Here is an 18,763-nt window from a genome sequence, read left to right on the forward strand (position 1 = left end):
AACCATTGAAAATTAATACATTTACAGTAAATACATTTTTAGAGTATTCCAACCAAGAAACAAGACCCATTTTGAATAAAAAAACGATTTTTACCGCCTTAGTTTTGATGATTTTCTCATCCGTAAATGCCCAAGATAAATTAATTACGCCACCTTATTTACAAAAGGGAGACACGATTGCTATTGTAGCGCCTGCAGGAATTTTAAAAAATAGGCAAGAAACTATTTTTAAAGCAAAAAAATTAGCAGAAAGTTGGGGCTTAAAAGTAGTTTTAGGAAAACATATTTTTAATCAGAACGGTCATTTTGCAGGTTCTGATGAAGAAAGAACGGCAGATTTTCAAAAAGCTTTAGACAACCCAAATATAAAAGCAATTTGGGCAGGACGTGGTGGTTATGGTTCTGTAAGGGTTTTAGATAGATTAGATTATACGGCATTTTTAAAACATCCAAAATGGATAATTGGTTACTCAGATATTACTGCTTTTCACAGTCATATTCATAATTTAGGTGTAGAAACCATGCACGCAATGATGGGCACTAGTGTAGATGATAAACCAGAATTAATTGTAAAAACTCTAGCATCGTTTAAAAAAGCACTTTTCGGAAAACAATTAAAGTACACTATTCCTTCTTCTAAATGCAATAGAAAAGGCACTGCTAACGGACAAATAGTTGGTGGAAACTTGGCATTATTATCTTCTATGTTGGGCTCAAATAGTCAGACGGATACTAAAGGAAAAATACTTTTTGTTGAAGAAATTGGAGAATATAAATATAGCATCGACAGAATGTTACAAAGCTTAAAAAGAGCGGGTTATTTTAATAATTGTAAAGGTTTAATAATTGGTGATATTTCTAAAATTAAATACAATTCTACCAAATGGGGACATACTATTGAAGAACTAGTTTTAGATGTTGTAAAAGAATACGATTTTCCTGTTTTATTTGATTTTCCTGCCGGACATAAACCAGATAACCGAGCTTTGATTTTAGGAAGAAATATTGAATTAACCGTTGGATTTGGACAGAGTTCTGTTGTTTTTACAGAATAAATTAATGTGTTTTTATAAAGTAAACCTCAAGGGTTTTTAAAATCTTTGAGGTTTGGTTAGTCAATTATTTTGTAAATTAACACATTGGCAATTTGATGACTGAAAACTGCCACTGAATACTTTAAACTATTACTATGGCAGAACACAATGAACTTGGTAAAATAGGAGAAAAGTTAGCCATCGATTTTTTATTAAAAAGCGATTATAAAATCCTAGAAACAAACTATCGTTATTTAAAAGCAGAGGTAGATATTATTGCTCAAAAAGGAGAAATATTAGCTGCTGTTGAAGTAAAAACAAGAAGTTCAGATTATTTTGAAGAACCACAAGATGCTGTAAAAGAAAAAAAAATTAAATTATTAGTTTCTGCAATAGATTATTATGTGGTAGAAAAAGATTTAGATGTTGAGGTTCGGTTTGATATTATTGCCATTATTCATCAAAAAAATAAAACAAAAATTGAGCATTTAGAAGATGCTTTTCTTCATTTTTAATCGCAGGGCGATAGCCAAGTATTTAATTCCCTATTGGCTTTCCTACAAATGAAAAGTATTAGTCTCGGAAGCATACTCCTTGCCAGTAGATCGAGGTTGTTGATTCAGTTTTTGACAACCGATATTTTTTAGAGCTAAACGTATTTAGGTAAACCTAAATCTCAGAATTAATAGCATAGATACCTTTCTGAACATCGTATTCGTTTAATTTGAAAACATTTTTTTAAAACCCTAAGTTTTAGTTTCGTCTTATGATGAAAAAAAACTTTTGGTTGGGTGTTTTCTTAGGTGTTTTGGGCATTGTGCTTTTTTCTTCTAAAGCAGTAATGGTGAAGCTTGCATACAATTATAATGTAGATGCAATTACCATGTTGTTACTAAGAATGTTATTTTCCTTTCCGTTTTACGTAGTGATTGCCTATTTATACCGAAATAAAAATAACGAGATTAAAACTACCAAAAGTGATTATTATTGGGTGGTATTTTTTGGGGTAGTAGGTTATTATCTAGCAAGCTATTTCGATTTTGAAGGTTTAAGCTATATTAAAGCAAGTTTAGAACGTATCATTTTATTTGTTTATCCTACCATTGTAATTTTATTAAATAGGCTCTTATTTAAACAACCTATTACCAAATTTCAAGCACTTGCTATCTTTTTATCTTATTTAGGAATTGTAATTGCTTTTTCTGATGAAGTAGACATTTCTGGAAACAACGTGTATTTAGGAGGCTTTTTTGTGCTTTTAAGTGCCATAACCTATGCCTCTTATTTGGTTGGAAGTGGTTGGTTAATTCCTAAATTCGGAGTGGTTAAATTTACGGCTTATGCCATGTTAGTTTCTTGTTTGTGTGTGTTTGTACACTTTAGTTTTATGGGAGAAACAGACTTGTTTAATTTACCTTGGCAAGTCTATGGTTATGGATTTGTAATTGCAATCTTTGCAACGGTAATTCCTTCTTTTTTAGTAAGTACTTCCATAAAAATGATTAGCTCTTCTAATTTTGCAATTGTTGCGGGTGTTGGGCCAATATCTACAATTGTATTAGCGTCTTTTTTCTTAGGCGAGAGATTAACGTTACTTCAATTTTTTGGTACATTTTTGGTGATAATTGGTATTGTTATCACCTCTTTAAAACAGGCAAAGAATAAGAAGTGATCTATTTACTTTAAAGATTTTATAATTGCTTCTCTTAGATTTTTAACATCAGATTTTTTGCTGCCACTATCTATATAAGTAATTTCTCCTTTTTTATTGATGATAAAATACGATGGATAAACCTGTTGTTTGTTAAATTTTCGGCTAACATCCATAGCAGAATAAGCAATTTTAAAGTGAAAAGGATGTACTTCTAATAATTTTTCTATAACAGGTTTTCTGTCTAATGCAGGTGCAATAAATAAAATATCATCTCTTTTTTCAAACTCTTTTACAAGGCTATTTAATGTAGGAATATCGGTTAAACATGGCATGCAAGAGGTAAACCAAAATTTTAAAACAACTACTTTTCCTTTAGTGTCTTCATTGGTTAATTTAGAACCATCTATAAGCCATAATTTAAAATTTGGAGCAGTATCTTTTAATTTAAAATTTTGCTGACTCAAAACGGATAGACTGATAAACAAAGTACATGAAAATAGTATGTTTTTTAGCATTACTTTTCAGTAAAAAATTGTTTTACATCTTTTAATAGCTCTGGTTTTGCTATAATTTTTTTGTTTGCATCTAAAATAAAATAACTTGGTGTAGAAACAATATTATAGGTTCTGGCAGTTTTATTTTGCCATTTATTTAAACCTAACACATGATGCCAATTAGGTAAAGTTTTTTTGTAGCTATTCCAACCAAAAGCATCTTTTTCTAAAGAAAACGCAATTACTTTTACTTTTTTATTTTCTTTTAAATATTTATATACTAGTGGAATTTCGTGTAAACAATGAGAGCAAGTAGTACTCCAAAATATCAATAAATAATTTTCTGCATCTTTTAATTTAGAAAGCGTGAGTACTTTACCGTCTTCTTTCCAAGAGAAATCTGGAGCTATTCTACCTATTTCTGCTGCAAATAAAGCTTTTTTTCCCTCTTTAAATTTTTTATCTTGTAGGTTAGCTGGTAATTTGTTGTAATGAGTTTCAAATAAATAGTCTATTAATTCTAAGTTCATTGATGTTTCAAACTGCGTAACTAAAAATTCAATTACATCTTTTTTATAAGTGACATTATTAATTTTAGAAAGCACTGTATCTACAGATTTTTTAAATAAATTTTGTTGTGTTTCCTTATCTTCAGAATAGTTAATATAAAAGACATAATCTGTTATTCTACTAGTTAAAAAAGAAGAGTTTAGTAATGTTTTGTTATTAAAGTCAATATTGTCAAAAAAAGTATCGATCATATTAGACATATACTTTTCTGGAGTCTCTAGGATTTCTGGTGGGTTATTTCTTAAGGAAGCTTTTATAAATGGCTGAACATACATGCCATTTGATGCTTCTAAATAATTTTTTTGAATATCATTTACTTTATTTAAAGCCTTTTTGTATTTCTTTTTTAGATTTAAATCGGGGCTTTGTAAGGCTGCAACTTGTATAGAATCTAATGTTTCTTGCGCTTTAGAATTTTTGTCTAAATAACTTTTATATACCATATTTTCTTTAGAGGTTGTAAAAGTTACCGTTTGGTTTGCATATTTTGGATTAAATCCAAAACTTACATCTTCTTTATTAAAAATAAAATCTACAAAACCTGCATTTTCTAAATTATAGGTTATTCTATAAGAACCTATTTTTGTGTTTTCTGGTAATGTAAAACTAAAGCTGCCTAAGGCTTGTTTTTTGCCTTGAACACTAATAGTATCTATCTTAATTTTAGAGTTTTGAATAAATCTTTGTGATGCACCTTCTATTTTGTACAATATAACCCAATCTGTATCTATTGTTGGAGACATGGTGGCATTAACTGTATATTGTGCGTGTGCGAATGAAGAAATTAAGAATATAAGAGCGAGTATTTTTTTCATTTTTTTTTACGGTTGATTTGTTCTTTATAAGCTATTTTCAAGAAGCGTACCAAAAGTACTATTTCTCTATTAAATTAGGTATATTGTATCTTAAAAAATCTAAATTATGCCTTTTAATAATAAAGTTGCTTAGTTAATTGGCGCTTCATCCGGAATAGGGAAGGCATTGAAAAATGCTCGTTGATGAGATTTCACTGTTATGAGATTTCTCCTTTCGAAGAGATGACAATTGTACTGTTTTAGGTGTTTTCTATTACTATTTCTAATTTTTTTACTACCCAGTTTTATCATCCGACTTTAGGAGAAACCCCTTCTTTTTAATAGTGTGTAAGAATAAAGGACTATTAATATTTTAAGGCATCAAAATAGTTAATTACAGCCTCTTTCATTAAAACCGTTTGTTCTCCAGGTTTTAAGTTTGGCAGCTCTGTAAGTGTTTTGTAATGTGGCCAACCATCATCATCAAAAAATTCAAATTCGTAATAGCCATAAGGTTCAAGAAGCTTACAAATAGCAATATGCATTAAGTTTACTTTTTCGTCTTTTTTAAATTCTATTTTTCCTTGCCCTAATTCTTGTACGCCAATTAGATAGATAATTCCATCCATATTTAATTCATCTCCATCTGCAAATTGATTGGTTAATTTGCTAACTAACAAATCCCACTTTTCTTTTAAGGTCATTATTTTTGGCATCTTATTATTTTATAAGTGGTAAAGATACAACCGACATTTTTAAATTGACAAAAAATTATGTAGGTTTGGGGAAATTAATTTAATGAATATTTTTGATATTATAATAGCATCTTTGTTGCTTTTTGGTTTTGTAAGAGGATTATTAAAAGGCTTGTTTGTAGAAATAGCCTCTTTGGTAGCGCTAATAGTGGGTGTGTATGGAGCAATCCATTTTTCTTATTTTGCTTCCGATTTTTTAAAAGAGTATGTTTCTTGGAAACCAGAATATATTTCTTTAGCCTCTTTTGCTATTACTTTTGTAATTATAATTGTGGTAATTGCACTTCTTGGAAAAGCATTGACTAAAATAGCAGATTTTGCTTCTCTAGGAATTATAAATAAAATATTAGGAGGTGTCTTTGGAGCACTAAAAATAGGATTAATATTGAGCGTTGTTTTTATTTTCTTCGGAAAAATGAATGATACAATCCCTTTTATAGAAAAGGAAACATTAAAAGAATCTATTTTATATGGCCCAGTAAAAAAAGTGGCACCAACTATTTTCCCTTCAATAATTAAGGAAGAAAAACCTGTATAAAAGTTTTTCGGTTATTACATATAGTAAAGTAAAGTTAAAAATAACCCCCAAGGAATTTCCCTTGGGGGTTATTTTTAATCTAAATGATAAATTTGCATTATGTCTTCTAAATATTTTTCAAAATTGATTTTGAGATCTATTAATTTCCCTGTATGAATATCTAAAACCCAGCCATGTACCTTTAAACCACGATCTCTAAATGCTTTTTGTACTGCAGCAGTCTTAATTAAGTTTACGCACTGTTCTTTTACATTTAACTCTACTAATCGTTCGTATTTTGTTTTTTCATCCTTTATAGAATTAAGTTCTTTAGAATGAATTCTATATACATCTCTAATGTTTCTTAACCAGGGGTTTAATATACCCAGATCAGAAGATTGCATAGCAGCTTTAACACCACCACAACCATAATGCCCACATACAATAACATGTTTCACTTTTAAATGATCTATTGCATAATTTAAAACAGACATTACATTTAAATCTATACTAATAACCATATTGGCTATATTACGGTGCACAAAAACTTCTCCGGGTTTTGCTCCCATTAGCTCTCCTACAGGAACTCTACTGTCTGAACAGCCAATATATAATAATTCAGGATTTTGTCCTTTTCCTAATTCTTCAAAGTAATTTTCATTAACAGATAATTTCTTTTTTACCCAATCCTCATTGTTTTGGAATACCTTATCTAAATCCATATTTTTTAAGCTTTAAATATTATTTTATATATTTTTTTTAATCCAATTTACCGATGCTTCAAAAGTTTCGAAAATGTGTTCTTTAGGAATAAAATCTGGAATAATATCAATCCTTTCCATCATGTATTTTGGTTGTGGTAACAATTCTACGAATAAAACTTCAATGTTTTTTTTCTTTAAATCTTGTAGCATATCTTCCATAGCATATAACCCAGATTGATCCATATATTGCATTCTACCTAAACGTAAAATTACAGTTTTTGCAGTTTCGGGAATTTGAAGATAAAGTGCTTGAAAATCGCTAGTTGATCCAAAAAATAAAGGTCCTTTTATATGTTTTATAAAAACTTCTTCTTTTAAATTTTCAGGAAAACTAATTTCATCATCCCAAGCTTCTTCTTTAAGAGTCTTAACATCAGATCTTTCTGCTGTTAAATCTCCAATTTTTTTCATAAACATTAAAGAAGCTATTACTAAACCAATACCTACAGCGTACACTAAATTCCAGAATGTTGACAGCAGTAAAACTATAATCATTATTAATACTTCAGAACTTAATTGAATAGGTCCAAATTTAATATCTCTTGGTAAAAAAGGGATGGCTTTTAGGCCTTTATAATCCATAACTCCAATACCAACTGTTATTAAGATCCCTGCTAAAACAGCAGCAGGAATTTTAGAGGCTATAGGGCCTAAACCAAGCATAATAATTAACAACATAACTCCAGCTATCATTCCTGAAAGTTTAGTTTTTCCTCCTGCATTAATGTTTACAACAGTTCTAATTGTTGCTCCGGCACCAGGAATTCCACCAAATAATGCGGCAATACTATTTCCTATTCCTTGACCAATTAACTCTCTATTTGGCTTATGTTTTGTTTTGGTCATGTTATCTGCAACAACACTTGTTAAAAGCGAATCTATGGCACCCAACAGTGCTAATGTTAAAGCTGTAAAAATATACGGAGTAATATTATCGATAGAAAAGCCTGAAAAAACTTCCCATTTAATGGAAGGTATTCCACTAGGAATTTCTTGAATTTTTTTATAATCTAAATTAAAGGCTACTGCAATTCCAGACATTACAATTAAAGCAACCAACGTACTCGGAATTTTAGTGGTAATCCGTTTAAAACCATAGATTATAAAAATGGTTCCTAATGCCAATATAAGTTCTAGCCAATTAATATTTTGTAGCGCTCTAGGAATAGCCTTAATAGCGCCTAATGCACCAGAAGTTTCTTTTGCGGCTAGTATTTTAGATTCGTTTTCTATTTCTATAGGTGTAATTACTTCTGCTTTAGAAATAGTTTCTTTAAAGTTTTCTAAAACTAAAACACCTTTTCCCGCCTCTTCCTTTAAGATATTTTCGAGAATTACTTCGTTTGCTTGCGCTTTAAATTGAGATACAAATTCTATGTCTTCTTTTGGGTAATAGCCAACTGTTGGTAATATTTGTGTAAGTAAAATGATCAATCCAATGGCGGTCATAAATCCAGATACAACAGGGTACGGAATGTATCTAATATATTTACCTAATCCAATTAAACCTAATCCTACTTGGAATAATCCGGCTAATAAAAAAACCGTTAAAATTGCGGGTAAAGCTTTGGTAATATCTCCATCATTTGCAGCAATTATACCCGCTACAACTACCATACTTACTGCTGTCATTGGGGCAGTGGGGCCAGAAATTTGTGTACTTGTTCCACCAAAAAGGGCGGCAAAAAAACTGATAAAAATAGCGCCATATAAACCTGCACTTGGGCCTAAACCAGAAGAAACCCCAAAAGCTAGTGCCAATGGTAGGGCAACAATACCTGCAGTTATTCCACCAAATGCATCACCTTTTATGTTTGAGAATAATTTTTTCATAAATTTTTAGATTCAGTTTGATAATTGTTGCACAATTTAATACTTATTTTTTCAAAAAAAGCCAATCCTTTTAAAGGATTGGCTTTTTTAAAGAACTAATTTTTAAATTAGTAGAATGTTACTAAACCATCCTTAATATCATACATAGCACCTACAATAGTAATTTCTCCATCATCTTCCATTTCCTTTAAAACAGGACTTTGACTACGGATATTATCAATTGTCATATGAACATTTTTATCTGAAACCTCATTTACAAACTCTAGATTACTAGAGTTTCTTAAGCTTGGGTCTTTTGGTTCTATTACCGCATTAACGGCGGGTTTTATTTTGTTAATCAGTGCTGTTAAGTTTCCTAGTTTTGCGTTATCGCAAGCACCCTTTATGGCACCACAAGCAGTATGTCCTAAAACAACAATTACTTTGGTTCCTGCTAGTTTACAGGCAAATTCCATACTACCTAAAATATCTTCATTTACAAAATTACCTGCAATTCTTACACTAAAAACATCTCCGAAACCTTGATCAAAAATTAATTCGGCAGATACTCTAGAGTCTATACAGCTTAAAATAGTAGCAAAAGGAAATTGACCATCACTAGTATCGTTTACCTGCTCTAAAAGATTTCTGTTTACTTTTAGGTTATTTTGAAACCTTTGGTTTCCTTCTTTTAAAAAATCTAACGCTTTTTTAGGCGTCATTGTAGCTTGCGTTTCTCTTGTATGTGCTTTCATAATATTTTGTTTTATGTTGTTAAAATAAGTGAGCAATTAAGATTGTTAATTACCTCTTTAATATTTGATTTTGTCATATTGCTATGATTTCTATTTACTAAAAGTAAATTAATACTACTTTTTGATAAGTAAGTAGATATGTTCTTTACCACATTATCTCCTTTTTCAAAAACGTACTCAGTTGTATTTTTATCTTTTGAGAACGATTCATCTTTTAAATTGCTAGAACTGTCTAAAATTTTAAAAGATGTTAAAGGTTTTTTAGATGAACTTAAAATATTCTCAATAATTACGTTTTTAGATTTTGTCTGATTCAATGAACCTAAAGATAGTTCTTTATTTGGTTCTAAAGGATTAGTATCATCAGTAATAACAATTGTTCCTTTGTATTTTTTAAGGATAAACTGAGTAATATTATCACGCATAAAATTTACTATTTTAGTTTTTCTTTTTCCTAAAACAATAATGTCTGGTTTGTTTTCATTAATATGGTTTTCTATTTCATTTTTTAAATTTCCAATGGTAAAAGAATAATTTATATTTATCTGATACTCTTTAGCAATTGGTGTTATTAAACCTTTAATGGTTTTATCTATAGAAAAATATTCTTTGTTAAATGTTCTCATTGCAGATAATTGACTTTCTTTTTCTACAACTTCTGTTGGTTTTTTTACATAGAAAAAGTTAATATCTGCATTTACTATTTTGGCAATACTTATACTGCTTTTTATAGTTTTACCTGTAGATTTATTTAAATCTGATAATACTAAAATTTTATATTTTTTTTCTTCTTTCATCGATCTTAACTTAAACTTAAATCTGATTTTGGTCTATCGTTAAAAAAATGAATAAAACTAGTTGGGTTTTCTACTATACCACGTTTAGAGATTAACTTTATATCAATATTTCTTTCTTTTGCTTTATGCAAGAAATCTTCTAGAATTTCGATAATATCATTGTCTAAATACCTTGTTTTAATTAGGTTTATTTCTAAAGATGTATCTCTAGGTAAACTATCTAACTCTTTTAAGATGGCACCTTTGTTAAAAAATGTTACCTCTTCTGCCAAAGTCATTTTTATTTTATGTTTACCATTACTTTTATCTTCAATGTGAAGAAAGTGAGAGTTTTGATAACTCTTTAACAAGATAACAACGATTCCTACAGCAAGACCTAACCCAATACCTACTAATAAATCGGTAAAAACAATACCAACCACGGTAACAACAAAAGGCACAAATTGTTTCCATCCTAATTTATACATTTGTTTAAAAAGTGCTGGTTTTGCTAACTTATAACCTACAACTAATAGAATAGCAGCAAGAACAGATAATGGAATTTTGTTAAGTAAGCTTGGGATTAAAATTACAGAAATTAACAAAAAGAAACCGTGTAAAATTGTCGATAACTTTGTTTTTCCTCCAGACTGTACATTTGCAGAACTTCTTACAATTACTTGAGTAATTGGTAACCCACCAACTAAACCAGAAATAATGTTTCCTGCTCCTTGCGCTAACAATTCTCTGTTTGTTGGAGTTACGTTTTTGTTGGGATCTAATTTATCACAAGCCTCAACACTTAATAAGGTTTCTAAACTTGCTACTAAGGCAATTGTAAAGGCTACAATCCATACTTCTGGGTTTGTAATGGCTGCGAAATTAGGGAAGCTAAACTGACCTAAAAACGAGTTAAGATCTTCTGGAATAGGCACACTTACTAAATGTGATGTTGATATAGCCAACGTTTCATTAGAACCTGTTAATAGATAAAAAATAATACCTAATACCACAGCAATTAATGGCCCTTGAATAACTGTGAAAAATTTAGCCTTTTTAGCTAAAACGGTATCCCAAAATAAGATTACAGCCAATCCTAATACACCAATAACAACAGATCCTAAAATAAGGTGATCAAAGATATTAAAAAGAGAAGAAAATGTATTTTCTCCAGAAACCTCTAAGAAACTATCTGCTCCTTCTGGTTCTGCATCATACCCAAAAAAGTGAGGGATTTGCTTTAAAATAATAATGATACCAATACCGGTTAACATTCCTTTAATTACAGAGGATGGAAAATAGTAACCAATAACTCCTGCTTTTAAAAAACCGAAAATTAATTGGATAATTCCTGCTAAGACAACGGCTACTAAAAAATTCTCATAACTACCTAAAGTTCCAATGGCTGTTAATACAATTGCAGCTAATCCGGCTGCAGGACCACTAACACCAAGTTTAGAGCCACTAAGGCTACCTACTATAACTCCACCAATAATTCCTGCAATAACTCCAGAAAATAATGGTGCTCCACTTGCTAATGCAATACCTAGACATAAAGGTAATGCTACGAAAAACACTACAATACTTGCAGGTAAATCATTTTTAATGTTTTTAAACATATGTAATATATTTTTCCTCTATTCTTGATTAAAATAGAGTTTTTGTTAAGTTTTATAAATTTTTGTTTTTTTTGTGCGGAAGTTAAAACACAAATTGGGGTGGTGGAGTGGTTTTTCTAGGAAATAAAGAGGTGTAGTTCTTAGAAGTAAACCTTACAATTTCTCTTTTTTGAATCTTTTTGAAGAATACTGATAAATAAATATTTGGAACAACTTTTAATTCTTTAAAGGTTTTTATTTCTTCACTGTCCTCTTCTTCTTCATTTAAACTTAAGAAAATTGAAATATCTTGATTTTCATCTACTAAACTAATAATAGTTGGTGCCGTAAGAACACCAATAAATAGGATAGAGAAAAAGAAGGCAATTTTTATTTTCAAATGTATTTTTTTCGAATTGCTAAAATAACAAAGCAAAATATAAAAACGTGTTAATTAAAAATTATTTATTATTTTTATTTTGTCAGCAATAATCCAACCTAATTTACCATCCTTAATTTTAATCTTTTTCCAATTATCTACACCATCTAAAACAAATACTTTTGTTCCTTCATGCAACGTAAATACTTCTTCAGAGTTTAAAGTGGGTGCATTTCTAACAGCTGTTTTTTCTGCAAAAACAATAGCTTCAATGTTCTTTTTAGAAAAATTATATTGATTGTAAGTAATAAATAAAGCGGCAATTAAAAGTATAAAACTAATCATGCTTATGGTAAAATAAAACCGTTTTTTAGAAGAACCTTTAGCAAAATAAAATAATAAAAATAAGAAACTACCTAAAATAGAAAGTACAACCGCAACAATTGCCCATTGGTTGTAAGAGAGTGGCTGTAAAAAGTTAGCATTAAATTTTTGCAATACCGTTTTTGGTAATTCTTCAATATTATCTAAAGCTAAGCGTTTTGCAAACACCAAATTATTTTTTACATCCGTATTTAAAGGATTTAATTTTAAAGCCTTTTCATAATAATAGATCGATGGACCTACTTTATTTAATTTATAGTAAGAATTTCCTAAATTATAATACAATTCTGATGATACTAATTCTTTTGCTTCTACCTTTTTGTATAATGCAATAGCTTCATTAAACTTGCCGTCTTTATAAAAGTTATTTGCAGAAACAAATAAGCTATCTACACTTTGTGCAGTAACCGAATTTGCAATTATCAATAATAAAAATAATATTCTTTTCATTTTTTGAGTAAATAAATTTTACCTGTTCTCTCTGTGAGTGGCATTTTATTATAATTGTTTATCTAATTGAACAATAACTTGTTTTGCTCTCTCAAATTCTGCTTCCATTTCTGTATTCGTTATTTGAGAGTAACGCGCCATGTCAGAATGTTTTAAAACTTCAATAAATTGATCAATTGTTGTTGGTTCAATCTTTTTGTTTTCTAATATTTCTGTAATTTTTTCTGTACTAATATCCGCTGTTTCAATACCTAACTTTGCTTTTAAGTAATTGTGTAATGCACGCTCTAGGGCTTCGTAAAAAGCTTCTTTTTTACCTAATTGTTTTTGCGCTTCAGATAAATATTTCTTAGCTAATCTTTCTGCTTTTCTAAGTTTATTTCCAATAAGATCATTACTTCTTTCTTCATTCTTTTTAGCAATAAAAATACCAATAGGAATTGTAATTAATGGTAATAATAATAAAATATAAAACAAGTTAGATTTAAAGAAGTCATCTGTATCTAAGCGTTCTAAGCTGCTTTTTGTTTCAATGTATCTAAAGTTTTTACCTGTAGAAACTACATCGTGTTTTTGCGTAGCATTGGTGTCTACAGCAGGTTTTAATTCTTTACCTTCTAATACATCTACATAGAAATCATCTGTTGTAATTGTATGGTATTTTTTTTCATCCGGATTAAAGTAAGAAAAGGAAACGTTTGGTATTTTATATTTTCCTTTATACTGAGGAACAATCGTGTATAAATCTGAAACAGTACCCGAAATTCCGTTAGGACTTACTTGTACTTTTTCTTTTCTTTCTGGTTGATATTTTTCTAGCTCAACCGGAGTAGTAATCTCTGGTAATTCAAATAATTTTAAATTTCCATCACCAGAAACGGCTACTTTTATTTGCGAACTTTCATTTGCTTTTAAGACTCCTTTACTTAAAGTAACATCAAAATTAAAATCACCAACAGCACCTGCAAAGTTTGTTGGTTTTCCTTCTAAAGGAAGACTTCTTGGGCTAATTATTTTTTTTGCTGATGCAAATTCTTTTTTAACATTTTTTGTAATTACGTTTCCAAAAAAATCAGCTCTTCCTGTAGGTACCCCAATAACAATGTCCATTTTCATAGGGTCTATCGTTAAATTTCCTGTTTTTGTAGGTATTAATAAGGCTTTTTGAAGTACAATATATCTATAGTCTTCACCGTTGTATTTTCCCATTTTTACGGGAAAACTCTTTATTTTAATGGCTTGGTTCCAAAAACCATTGTATTGTGGTGCTTCTGTAACGCCTGTATCATAAACACTAACATTTTCACTTACATATAATCTGTATTCAACATAAATTCCTTCTCCAACATACGGTCTAGATTTAGAAATTTCTGCTACTAAATGAATGTTTTGTTGTGCAATATAATTCGGATCATTGGGGTCTTTTGGTATTTCTACTGCATCTAAAACAATAATTTTTATAGGATCTGTTTTTATTGTTTTTCCATCAATTTTAATGCTTGCTGTTCCAATAGTTAATTCTCCTTTTCTATTGGGTTTAATAATGTAAGTGTATGATTGCGCAAAACTAGATTTTCCGTTTATCCAAGACTGACTTACAGACTGGCTAGGCCCACCAACTACTTTAAAATTAGTAAAATTTGGCGGAGAAAAATGGTCTCCACCTTGTTTGTTTATTGTAAACTCAATGCGTAAACGTTGGTTTACACCCAATTTATTTTTACTCACTTTTGCTGTTAAAGTTGCCTTTTGAGCTACTACAGAAACGGTTACTAAAAATAGAAATATGAATATTAATTTACTTTTCATTTATTTTAAATAGAATTCTCTTAAACAATTAAACGAATAAACAATAACACAGTTTTAAAACTACCAATCTTTTTCTTGTTTTACTTTTTTGCCTTTTGCTTTTTTAGCATTCATCTTCTTTTGAGTTTTCTTTTCCTCGTTATTTAAGCTTTCTAGCAATTGTTTTATTTGTTGCGGAGACATTTTACCTTGTTGTGGCTTCGGTTTTTGTTGGTCTTTTTTCTCGTCCTTTTTAGGATCTTGGTTTTTGTCCTTGTCTCCTTTACTGTCTTTGTCTTTATCGTCTTTCTTATCCTTGTTATCTCCGTCCTTCTTGTCTTTATTTTGATCCTTTTTGTCCTTGTTATCTTTGTCTTTATCCTTGTTATCTTTATTTTTGTCCTTATTTTTATCGTTTTTCTTATCTTTATTATCTTGCTTTTCTTTTTCTAATAATTTTTGAGCAACGGCTAAATTATAACGAGTTTCATCATCAGTAGGGTTATTTCTAAGAGCATTTTTATAAGCATCTACAGCAGGTTGATATTGTTTTTGTTCCATCATGGAGTTACCAATATTATGGTACGCTTCTGCCTTTGTAAATTTGTCTTTAGCTGTTTTTGCTGTTAATTCGTATTGTGGTACGGCTTCTTTAAAATTTTTATTTTGATAAAAAGCATTTCCTAAGTTGTAAGATGCTTTATCATAGTTAGCATTGTCTCCTAAAGATTTTTGGTAGGCAACTGAAGCGTCTGTAAATTGATTTTTATTGTACAATTCGTTTCCTTGTCTTAATAACTTTCTAGCTTTTCGTTGCAAGGCAATAGAATCTTGTTGTGCTAAAATTTCTTTTGATGAAAATAAAAGCACAAAGATAATTAGTATGTATTTTAATTTTTTCATGATTATTTCTTTATGGGTTCCTGTTCTAGACTTTTGCAGACTAGTTTTTAGGAATTATGACCCCCATTCTTACTGTAATTTTTAATTACAAAAGAACAATACAAAAGTAAGTCATTCAAAAAAAGAATTTTGTTAAGAAGTTGTTATTTTTATTAAATAATAAGCTAAAAAATAGAGACTCTTTTTTTGCTAAAATACTATTAATACCTAGAAATAAAGGCTTTTTTAGGTTTTAAAAATCCTAAAATATTAGGAGTAGTTTAGATGAATTTGGAAGTGGTTAAATTGTTGAAAAAATAGAATTTTTATCTTTTGTAGATTTTCTAAAAATGAGTTTTTTAAAAAGATATTATCATTTTAATAGAAATGTATTTTTAGTACTCAAAAACAGGCAACTTTTTATTTACAACATAAACAAATACGCAATCCATTAATTAACATAGTGCTGTTAATTAATGGATTGCGTAATTTTTTTTACAAACTAAAAAGTAAGAAAATGTTGTGCTTTTAATTTAGTTATGCAGCTAATTCACGAGTTAACCATCCGCTTTTACCAGCTGTTGCAATTGCGTAGGGTGTAATCCAGAATAAGCCAAAAGTATATAAAATACTGTATGAATATGCCCACAGTGCTTCTTTTAAATCATATTTTTTAGTATAAAATAATACAGGAAATGTTGATGTAATTAAAATACTTAATAAGGTTGAGCTTATAAATAATACAGGGTGCATAAAAATAAAATACATCATAAAAAATAAAAAGGGATAAGACATAATCATTTTTATGGACTGAGTTACAAACAACAATCTTGATCCGAATTTACTACCTTCTTTAAAGTTTGTAAATACATATTTATACATGGCTATGTTTTCTCTAACATTACTTCTTCCCCATCTAATAAACATTTTATACAAGCCTGTGTAATCTTCAGGAACATTGGTATAGGCATATGCATTTTTTTGAAATAACACGCTGTAACCTTGTTTTAAAATCATATTAGTTAATGCTCTGTCTTCTCCAATATCAGAAGCTTTTCCCATAAATTTTTGGTCTATCCATTCTGGTAAACAAGCAAAAACAGCAGTTGATCTATAAGCGGCTAAAGCACCAGGAGTACATAATACGGAGTTTAAACTACTTTCTGCAGAACGTTTAAACTCGAAACTCATTACAAAACTTACATTTAGCATTTTTGGTAATAAAGCTTTTTTATTATTCAGTACTTGAATATTACCCGCAACAGCTCCACATTTTTTATTGGTAACTAACGGACTCACTAGATTTCTAAGAGTGTCTTCTTTAACGATAGAATCACTATCAACAGTAACAAAAACTTCTCCTTTACCCATATTAAAACCACGGTATAAAGCATGTCTTTTGCCCATGTTTTTAGGTTGTTGCATAATGGTTACTTGGTCTCCTAAAATTCTTTTAGCTTCTTGCATCCAATACCAAGTATCATCTTTACTACCATCATCTATAGATAATAATTGTAATTTTTCTTTTGGATAATCACTTTTAGCTAAGCTTTTTAAAGTATCCCAAACTTGTTTTCCTTCGTTGTAAGCTGGTACAATTACGGTAACGGTAGGTAATTCTTCATTACTTACAGATGGTATTGGTTTGTATTTAAAGTATAGGTATATATCATATAGAAAAGTCATTGCTCCAAATGCAAAAAGAGCGGCGGCCAGCATAAAAAAAAGGAAACCAAAGTTGTTGTTTAGTCTGTTGATATTAAATTTAGAAAAATCATCTTGTAACAGATAAACAGCATAGGCAGCTCCTATCATAATAACAAATGAGCCTGCTAGTGTAACAATAGCTTTAAAATTAATAGGAGATTTTTTTTTATCTTCTATAGAAAATTTATTATTATGTAATTTTAAACTAAAGGTTTCAGATTTCATGTTGAATATTATTTAGATCTTTTGTATCTAAATGAAATCAATTAATGTACCAGTTGATGTAAATACTTGTTTACAGATAGTTACCTTTTTAAAGGTGTTTTAAGTGTGTATTTTTTACCCATTAAGTGGGTAAGAAGTATCCTTTTTAGAATATAAAATACACTGTTTTTAGGAAATAAATAAAAATAAAGAGCCGATTAAAATATTAATCGGCTCTTTATAAAAGTAGTTCTATGTAAAACGATGTAAGTATTTAAGAAATTAGTCTTTTTAAATTAAGTGGTTACTTCGTACCTCGGAATAACAGAGTTTATTATTTCTTCGTTTTTTCTTCATCAAACAAATCTACTTTTCGTAACCATTTTGTTTTCTTATCAAATAAGAAAATATCAATAAGCAAGAATAGTAAGCCAATTGCTAAAAACCATTGAAATTGGTCCTTGTAATCGGAAAATTGTTTGGTTTCGAATTCGCTTTTTTCTGCATTTGCAATAATATCTGCAATTACTGAAACTGGCTTTTCTGTTATATTACCATCAATATACTGTCCGTCTGCAGCATCTGCAATACCTTCTAAAATGTCTGGCATGCGCTTGGTAATTACTGTTTCTCCTTTATTGTCTTTTTTATAGCCAATCATAGAGCCATTTACGCGCATTGGTATTGGTCCTCCATTTTCTGTACCCACACCAATGGTGTAGATTTTAATACCTTCGTTTGTTAATGTTTGTGCTACTTGTTTAGTTTCTTCTTGATGATCTTCACCATCGGAAATAATGACTAAAAAACGGTTGGTTTGGTCATCATTATTATAATATGTTTTTGCTAGTTCTAATGCTCCGTTGATATCGGTTCCTTGGCTAGAAACCATATCTGGATTGGCGTTTTGCAAAAACATATTTGCTGCCGCATGATCTGTGGTTATTGGTAAAAGAGGATACGCATTTCCTGCATAAATAATAATACCAACTCTATCTGAGCCTAATTTGTCTATCGTTTTAGAGATAATTTGTTTTGCTTTTTCTAATCGGTTTGGAGCAATATCTTCTGCTAACATACTTTTAGAAACATCTAAAGCAAAAACGATATCTACACCTTCTCTTTTTACCGTTTTTAGTTTGGTTCCCATTTTTGGGTTTACTAAAGCTATTACTAAAAAAGTGATTCCTAACAGTAAAAATACCAGTTTTAAAACGGATTTAAATGTGGATGAATTTGGCGCTAATTTTTGTATTAAATCTAAATCAGCGAATTTCTTTTGCGTTCTTTTTTTCCACCATAAAACCAACAAGAAAACAACAATCATTGCTGGAATGATTATTAAAAGGGAAAAATAAATTGGTTCTTCTATACGATACATTGTTTAATTGTTTAACTGTTGAATTGTGTAATTGTTGCTTGTAAAACCTGAGTGAGCACGGTTAC

The 18,763-nt window shown here is 29.7% G+C and carries 18 protein-coding genes; 4 read left to right on the top strand and 14 right to left on the bottom strand.

The window, feature by feature from the left end:
* Positions 1–5 precede the first annotated feature (5 nt).
* The 3 genes from MPF19_RS01765 to MPF19_RS01775 all read left to right on the top strand — a co-directional run bounded on the left by MPF19_RS01765 (position 6) and on the right by MPF19_RS01775 (position 2,706).
* Entirely contained in the window at positions 6–1,055 is a 1,050-nt protein-coding gene (locus tag MPF19_RS01765; RefSeq protein ID WP_349666052.1) for a S66 peptidase family protein, read from the top strand.
* 134 nt (positions 1,056–1,189) lie between these two features.
* Positions 1,190–1,549 carry a YraN family protein gene (locus tag MPF19_RS01770; RefSeq protein ID WP_203392787.1) on the top strand — a complete coding sequence of 120 codons (360 nt, stop codon included), beginning with the start codon at positions 1,190–1,192 and terminating at the stop codon, positions 1,547–1,549.
* A gap of 251 nt (positions 1,550–1,800) precedes the next feature.
* Positions 1,801–2,706 (top strand): DMT family transporter, encoded by a 906-nt coding sequence (locus MPF19_RS01775; RefSeq protein WP_249986522.1) that lies wholly within the window; start codon positions 1,801–1,803, stop codon positions 2,704–2,706.
* 5 nt (positions 2,707–2,711) lie between these two features.
* On the opposite strand, the gene MPF19_RS01780 is transcribed toward MPF19_RS01775, so the two are convergent.
* The 3 genes from MPF19_RS01780 to MPF19_RS01790 form a co-directional block, all read right to left on the bottom strand.
* Positions 2,712–3,203 (bottom strand): TlpA family protein disulfide reductase, encoded by a 492-nt coding sequence (locus MPF19_RS01780; RefSeq protein WP_203392785.1) that lies wholly within the window; start codon positions 3,201–3,203, stop codon positions 2,712–2,714.
* Positions 3,203–4,567 (bottom strand): TlpA family protein disulfide reductase, encoded by a 1,365-nt coding sequence (locus MPF19_RS01785; protein ID WP_249986524.1) that lies wholly within the window; start codon positions 4,565–4,567, stop codon positions 3,203–3,205. The genes MPF19_RS01780 and MPF19_RS01785 overlap by 1 nt, the downstream gene beginning before the upstream one ends.
* 344 nt (positions 4,568–4,911) lie before the next feature.
* The gene (locus MPF19_RS01790; RefSeq protein ID WP_203392783.1) at positions 4,912–5,262 is read right to left on the bottom strand and encodes a hypothetical protein; all 351 of its coding nucleotides are present in this window, start codon (positions 5,260–5,262) and stop codon (positions 4,912–4,914) included.
* Between the two features lie 82 nt (positions 5,263–5,344).
* On the opposite strand from MPF19_RS01790, the gene MPF19_RS01795 reads away from it, so the two are divergent.
* Positions 5,345–5,839, top strand: coding sequence for a CvpA family protein (locus MPF19_RS01795; protein ID WP_249986525.1), 495 nt, complete (start codon positions 5,345–5,347; stop codon positions 5,837–5,839).
* A 74-nt stretch (positions 5,840–5,913) separates the two neighbouring features.
* Here MPF19_RS01795 and MPF19_RS01800 read toward each other — a convergent pair whose 3' ends face one another.
* The 11 genes from MPF19_RS01800 to MPF19_RS01850 form a co-directional block, all read right to left on the bottom strand.
* Positions 5,914–6,540, bottom strand: a complete 627-nt coding sequence (locus tag MPF19_RS01800) for a carbonic anhydrase (RefSeq protein ID WP_203392781.1) — start codon at positions 6,538–6,540, stop codon at positions 5,914–5,916.
* Between the two features lie 24 nt (positions 6,541–6,564).
* A complete protein-coding gene (locus tag MPF19_RS01805) occupies positions 6,565–8,415 on the bottom strand; it encodes a SulP family inorganic anion transporter (RefSeq protein WP_203392780.1) in 1,851 nt (616 codons plus the stop codon).
* A gap of 107 nt (positions 8,416–8,522) precedes the next feature.
* The gene (locus MPF19_RS01810) at positions 8,523–9,149 is read right to left on the bottom strand and encodes a carbonic anhydrase family protein (protein WP_203392779.1); all 627 of its coding nucleotides are present in this window, start codon (positions 9,147–9,149) and stop codon (positions 8,523–8,525) included.
* A gap of 11 nt (positions 9,150–9,160) precedes the next feature.
* Positions 9,161–9,946: a putative universal stress family protein gene (locus MPF19_RS01815; RefSeq protein WP_249986526.1), complete on the bottom strand. Its 786-nt coding sequence runs from the start codon at positions 9,944–9,946 to the stop codon at positions 9,161–9,163.
* A 5-nt stretch (positions 9,947–9,951) separates the two neighbouring features.
* Positions 9,952–11,544, bottom strand: coding sequence for a SulP family inorganic anion transporter (locus MPF19_RS01820; RefSeq protein WP_249986528.1), 1,593 nt, complete (start codon positions 11,542–11,544; stop codon positions 9,952–9,954).
* Positions 11,545–11,626: 82 nt separating this feature from the next.
* Positions 11,627–11,923, bottom strand: a complete 297-nt coding sequence (locus tag MPF19_RS01825; RefSeq protein WP_203392776.1) for a hypothetical protein — start codon at positions 11,921–11,923, stop codon at positions 11,627–11,629.
* 54 nt (positions 11,924–11,977) lie between these two features.
* Positions 11,978–12,736 carry a tetratricopeptide repeat protein gene (locus MPF19_RS01830; RefSeq protein ID WP_249986530.1) on the bottom strand — a complete coding sequence of 253 codons (759 nt, stop codon included), beginning with the start codon at positions 12,734–12,736 and terminating at the stop codon, positions 11,978–11,980.
* Positions 12,737–12,784: 48 nt separating this feature from the next.
* A complete protein-coding gene (locus MPF19_RS01835) occupies positions 12,785–14,545 on the bottom strand; it encodes a BatD family protein (protein WP_249986531.1) in 1,761 nt (586 codons plus the stop codon).
* A 60-nt stretch (positions 14,546–14,605) separates the two neighbouring features.
* Positions 14,606–15,427 carry a tetratricopeptide repeat protein gene (locus MPF19_RS01840; RefSeq protein ID WP_249986533.1) on the bottom strand — a complete coding sequence of 274 codons (822 nt, stop codon included), beginning with the start codon at positions 15,425–15,427 and terminating at the stop codon, positions 14,606–14,608.
* Positions 15,428–15,943: 516 nt separating this feature from the next.
* Positions 15,944–17,338, bottom strand: a complete 1,395-nt coding sequence (locus MPF19_RS01845; protein ID WP_249986534.1) for a glycosyltransferase family 2 protein — start codon at positions 17,336–17,338, stop codon at positions 15,944–15,946.
* 313 nt (positions 17,339–17,651) lie between these two features.
* Positions 17,652–18,698: a VWA domain-containing protein gene (locus MPF19_RS01850; RefSeq protein WP_203392771.1), complete on the bottom strand. Its 1,047-nt coding sequence runs from the start codon at positions 18,696–18,698 to the stop codon at positions 17,652–17,654.
* Between the last annotated feature and the right edge of the window lie 65 nt (positions 18,699–18,763).

The sequence above is a fragment of the Polaribacter sp. Z014 genome (assembly GCF_023555435.1).
Classification (GTDB): Bacteria; Bacteroidota; Bacteroidia; order Flavobacteriales; family Flavobacteriaceae; genus Polaribacter.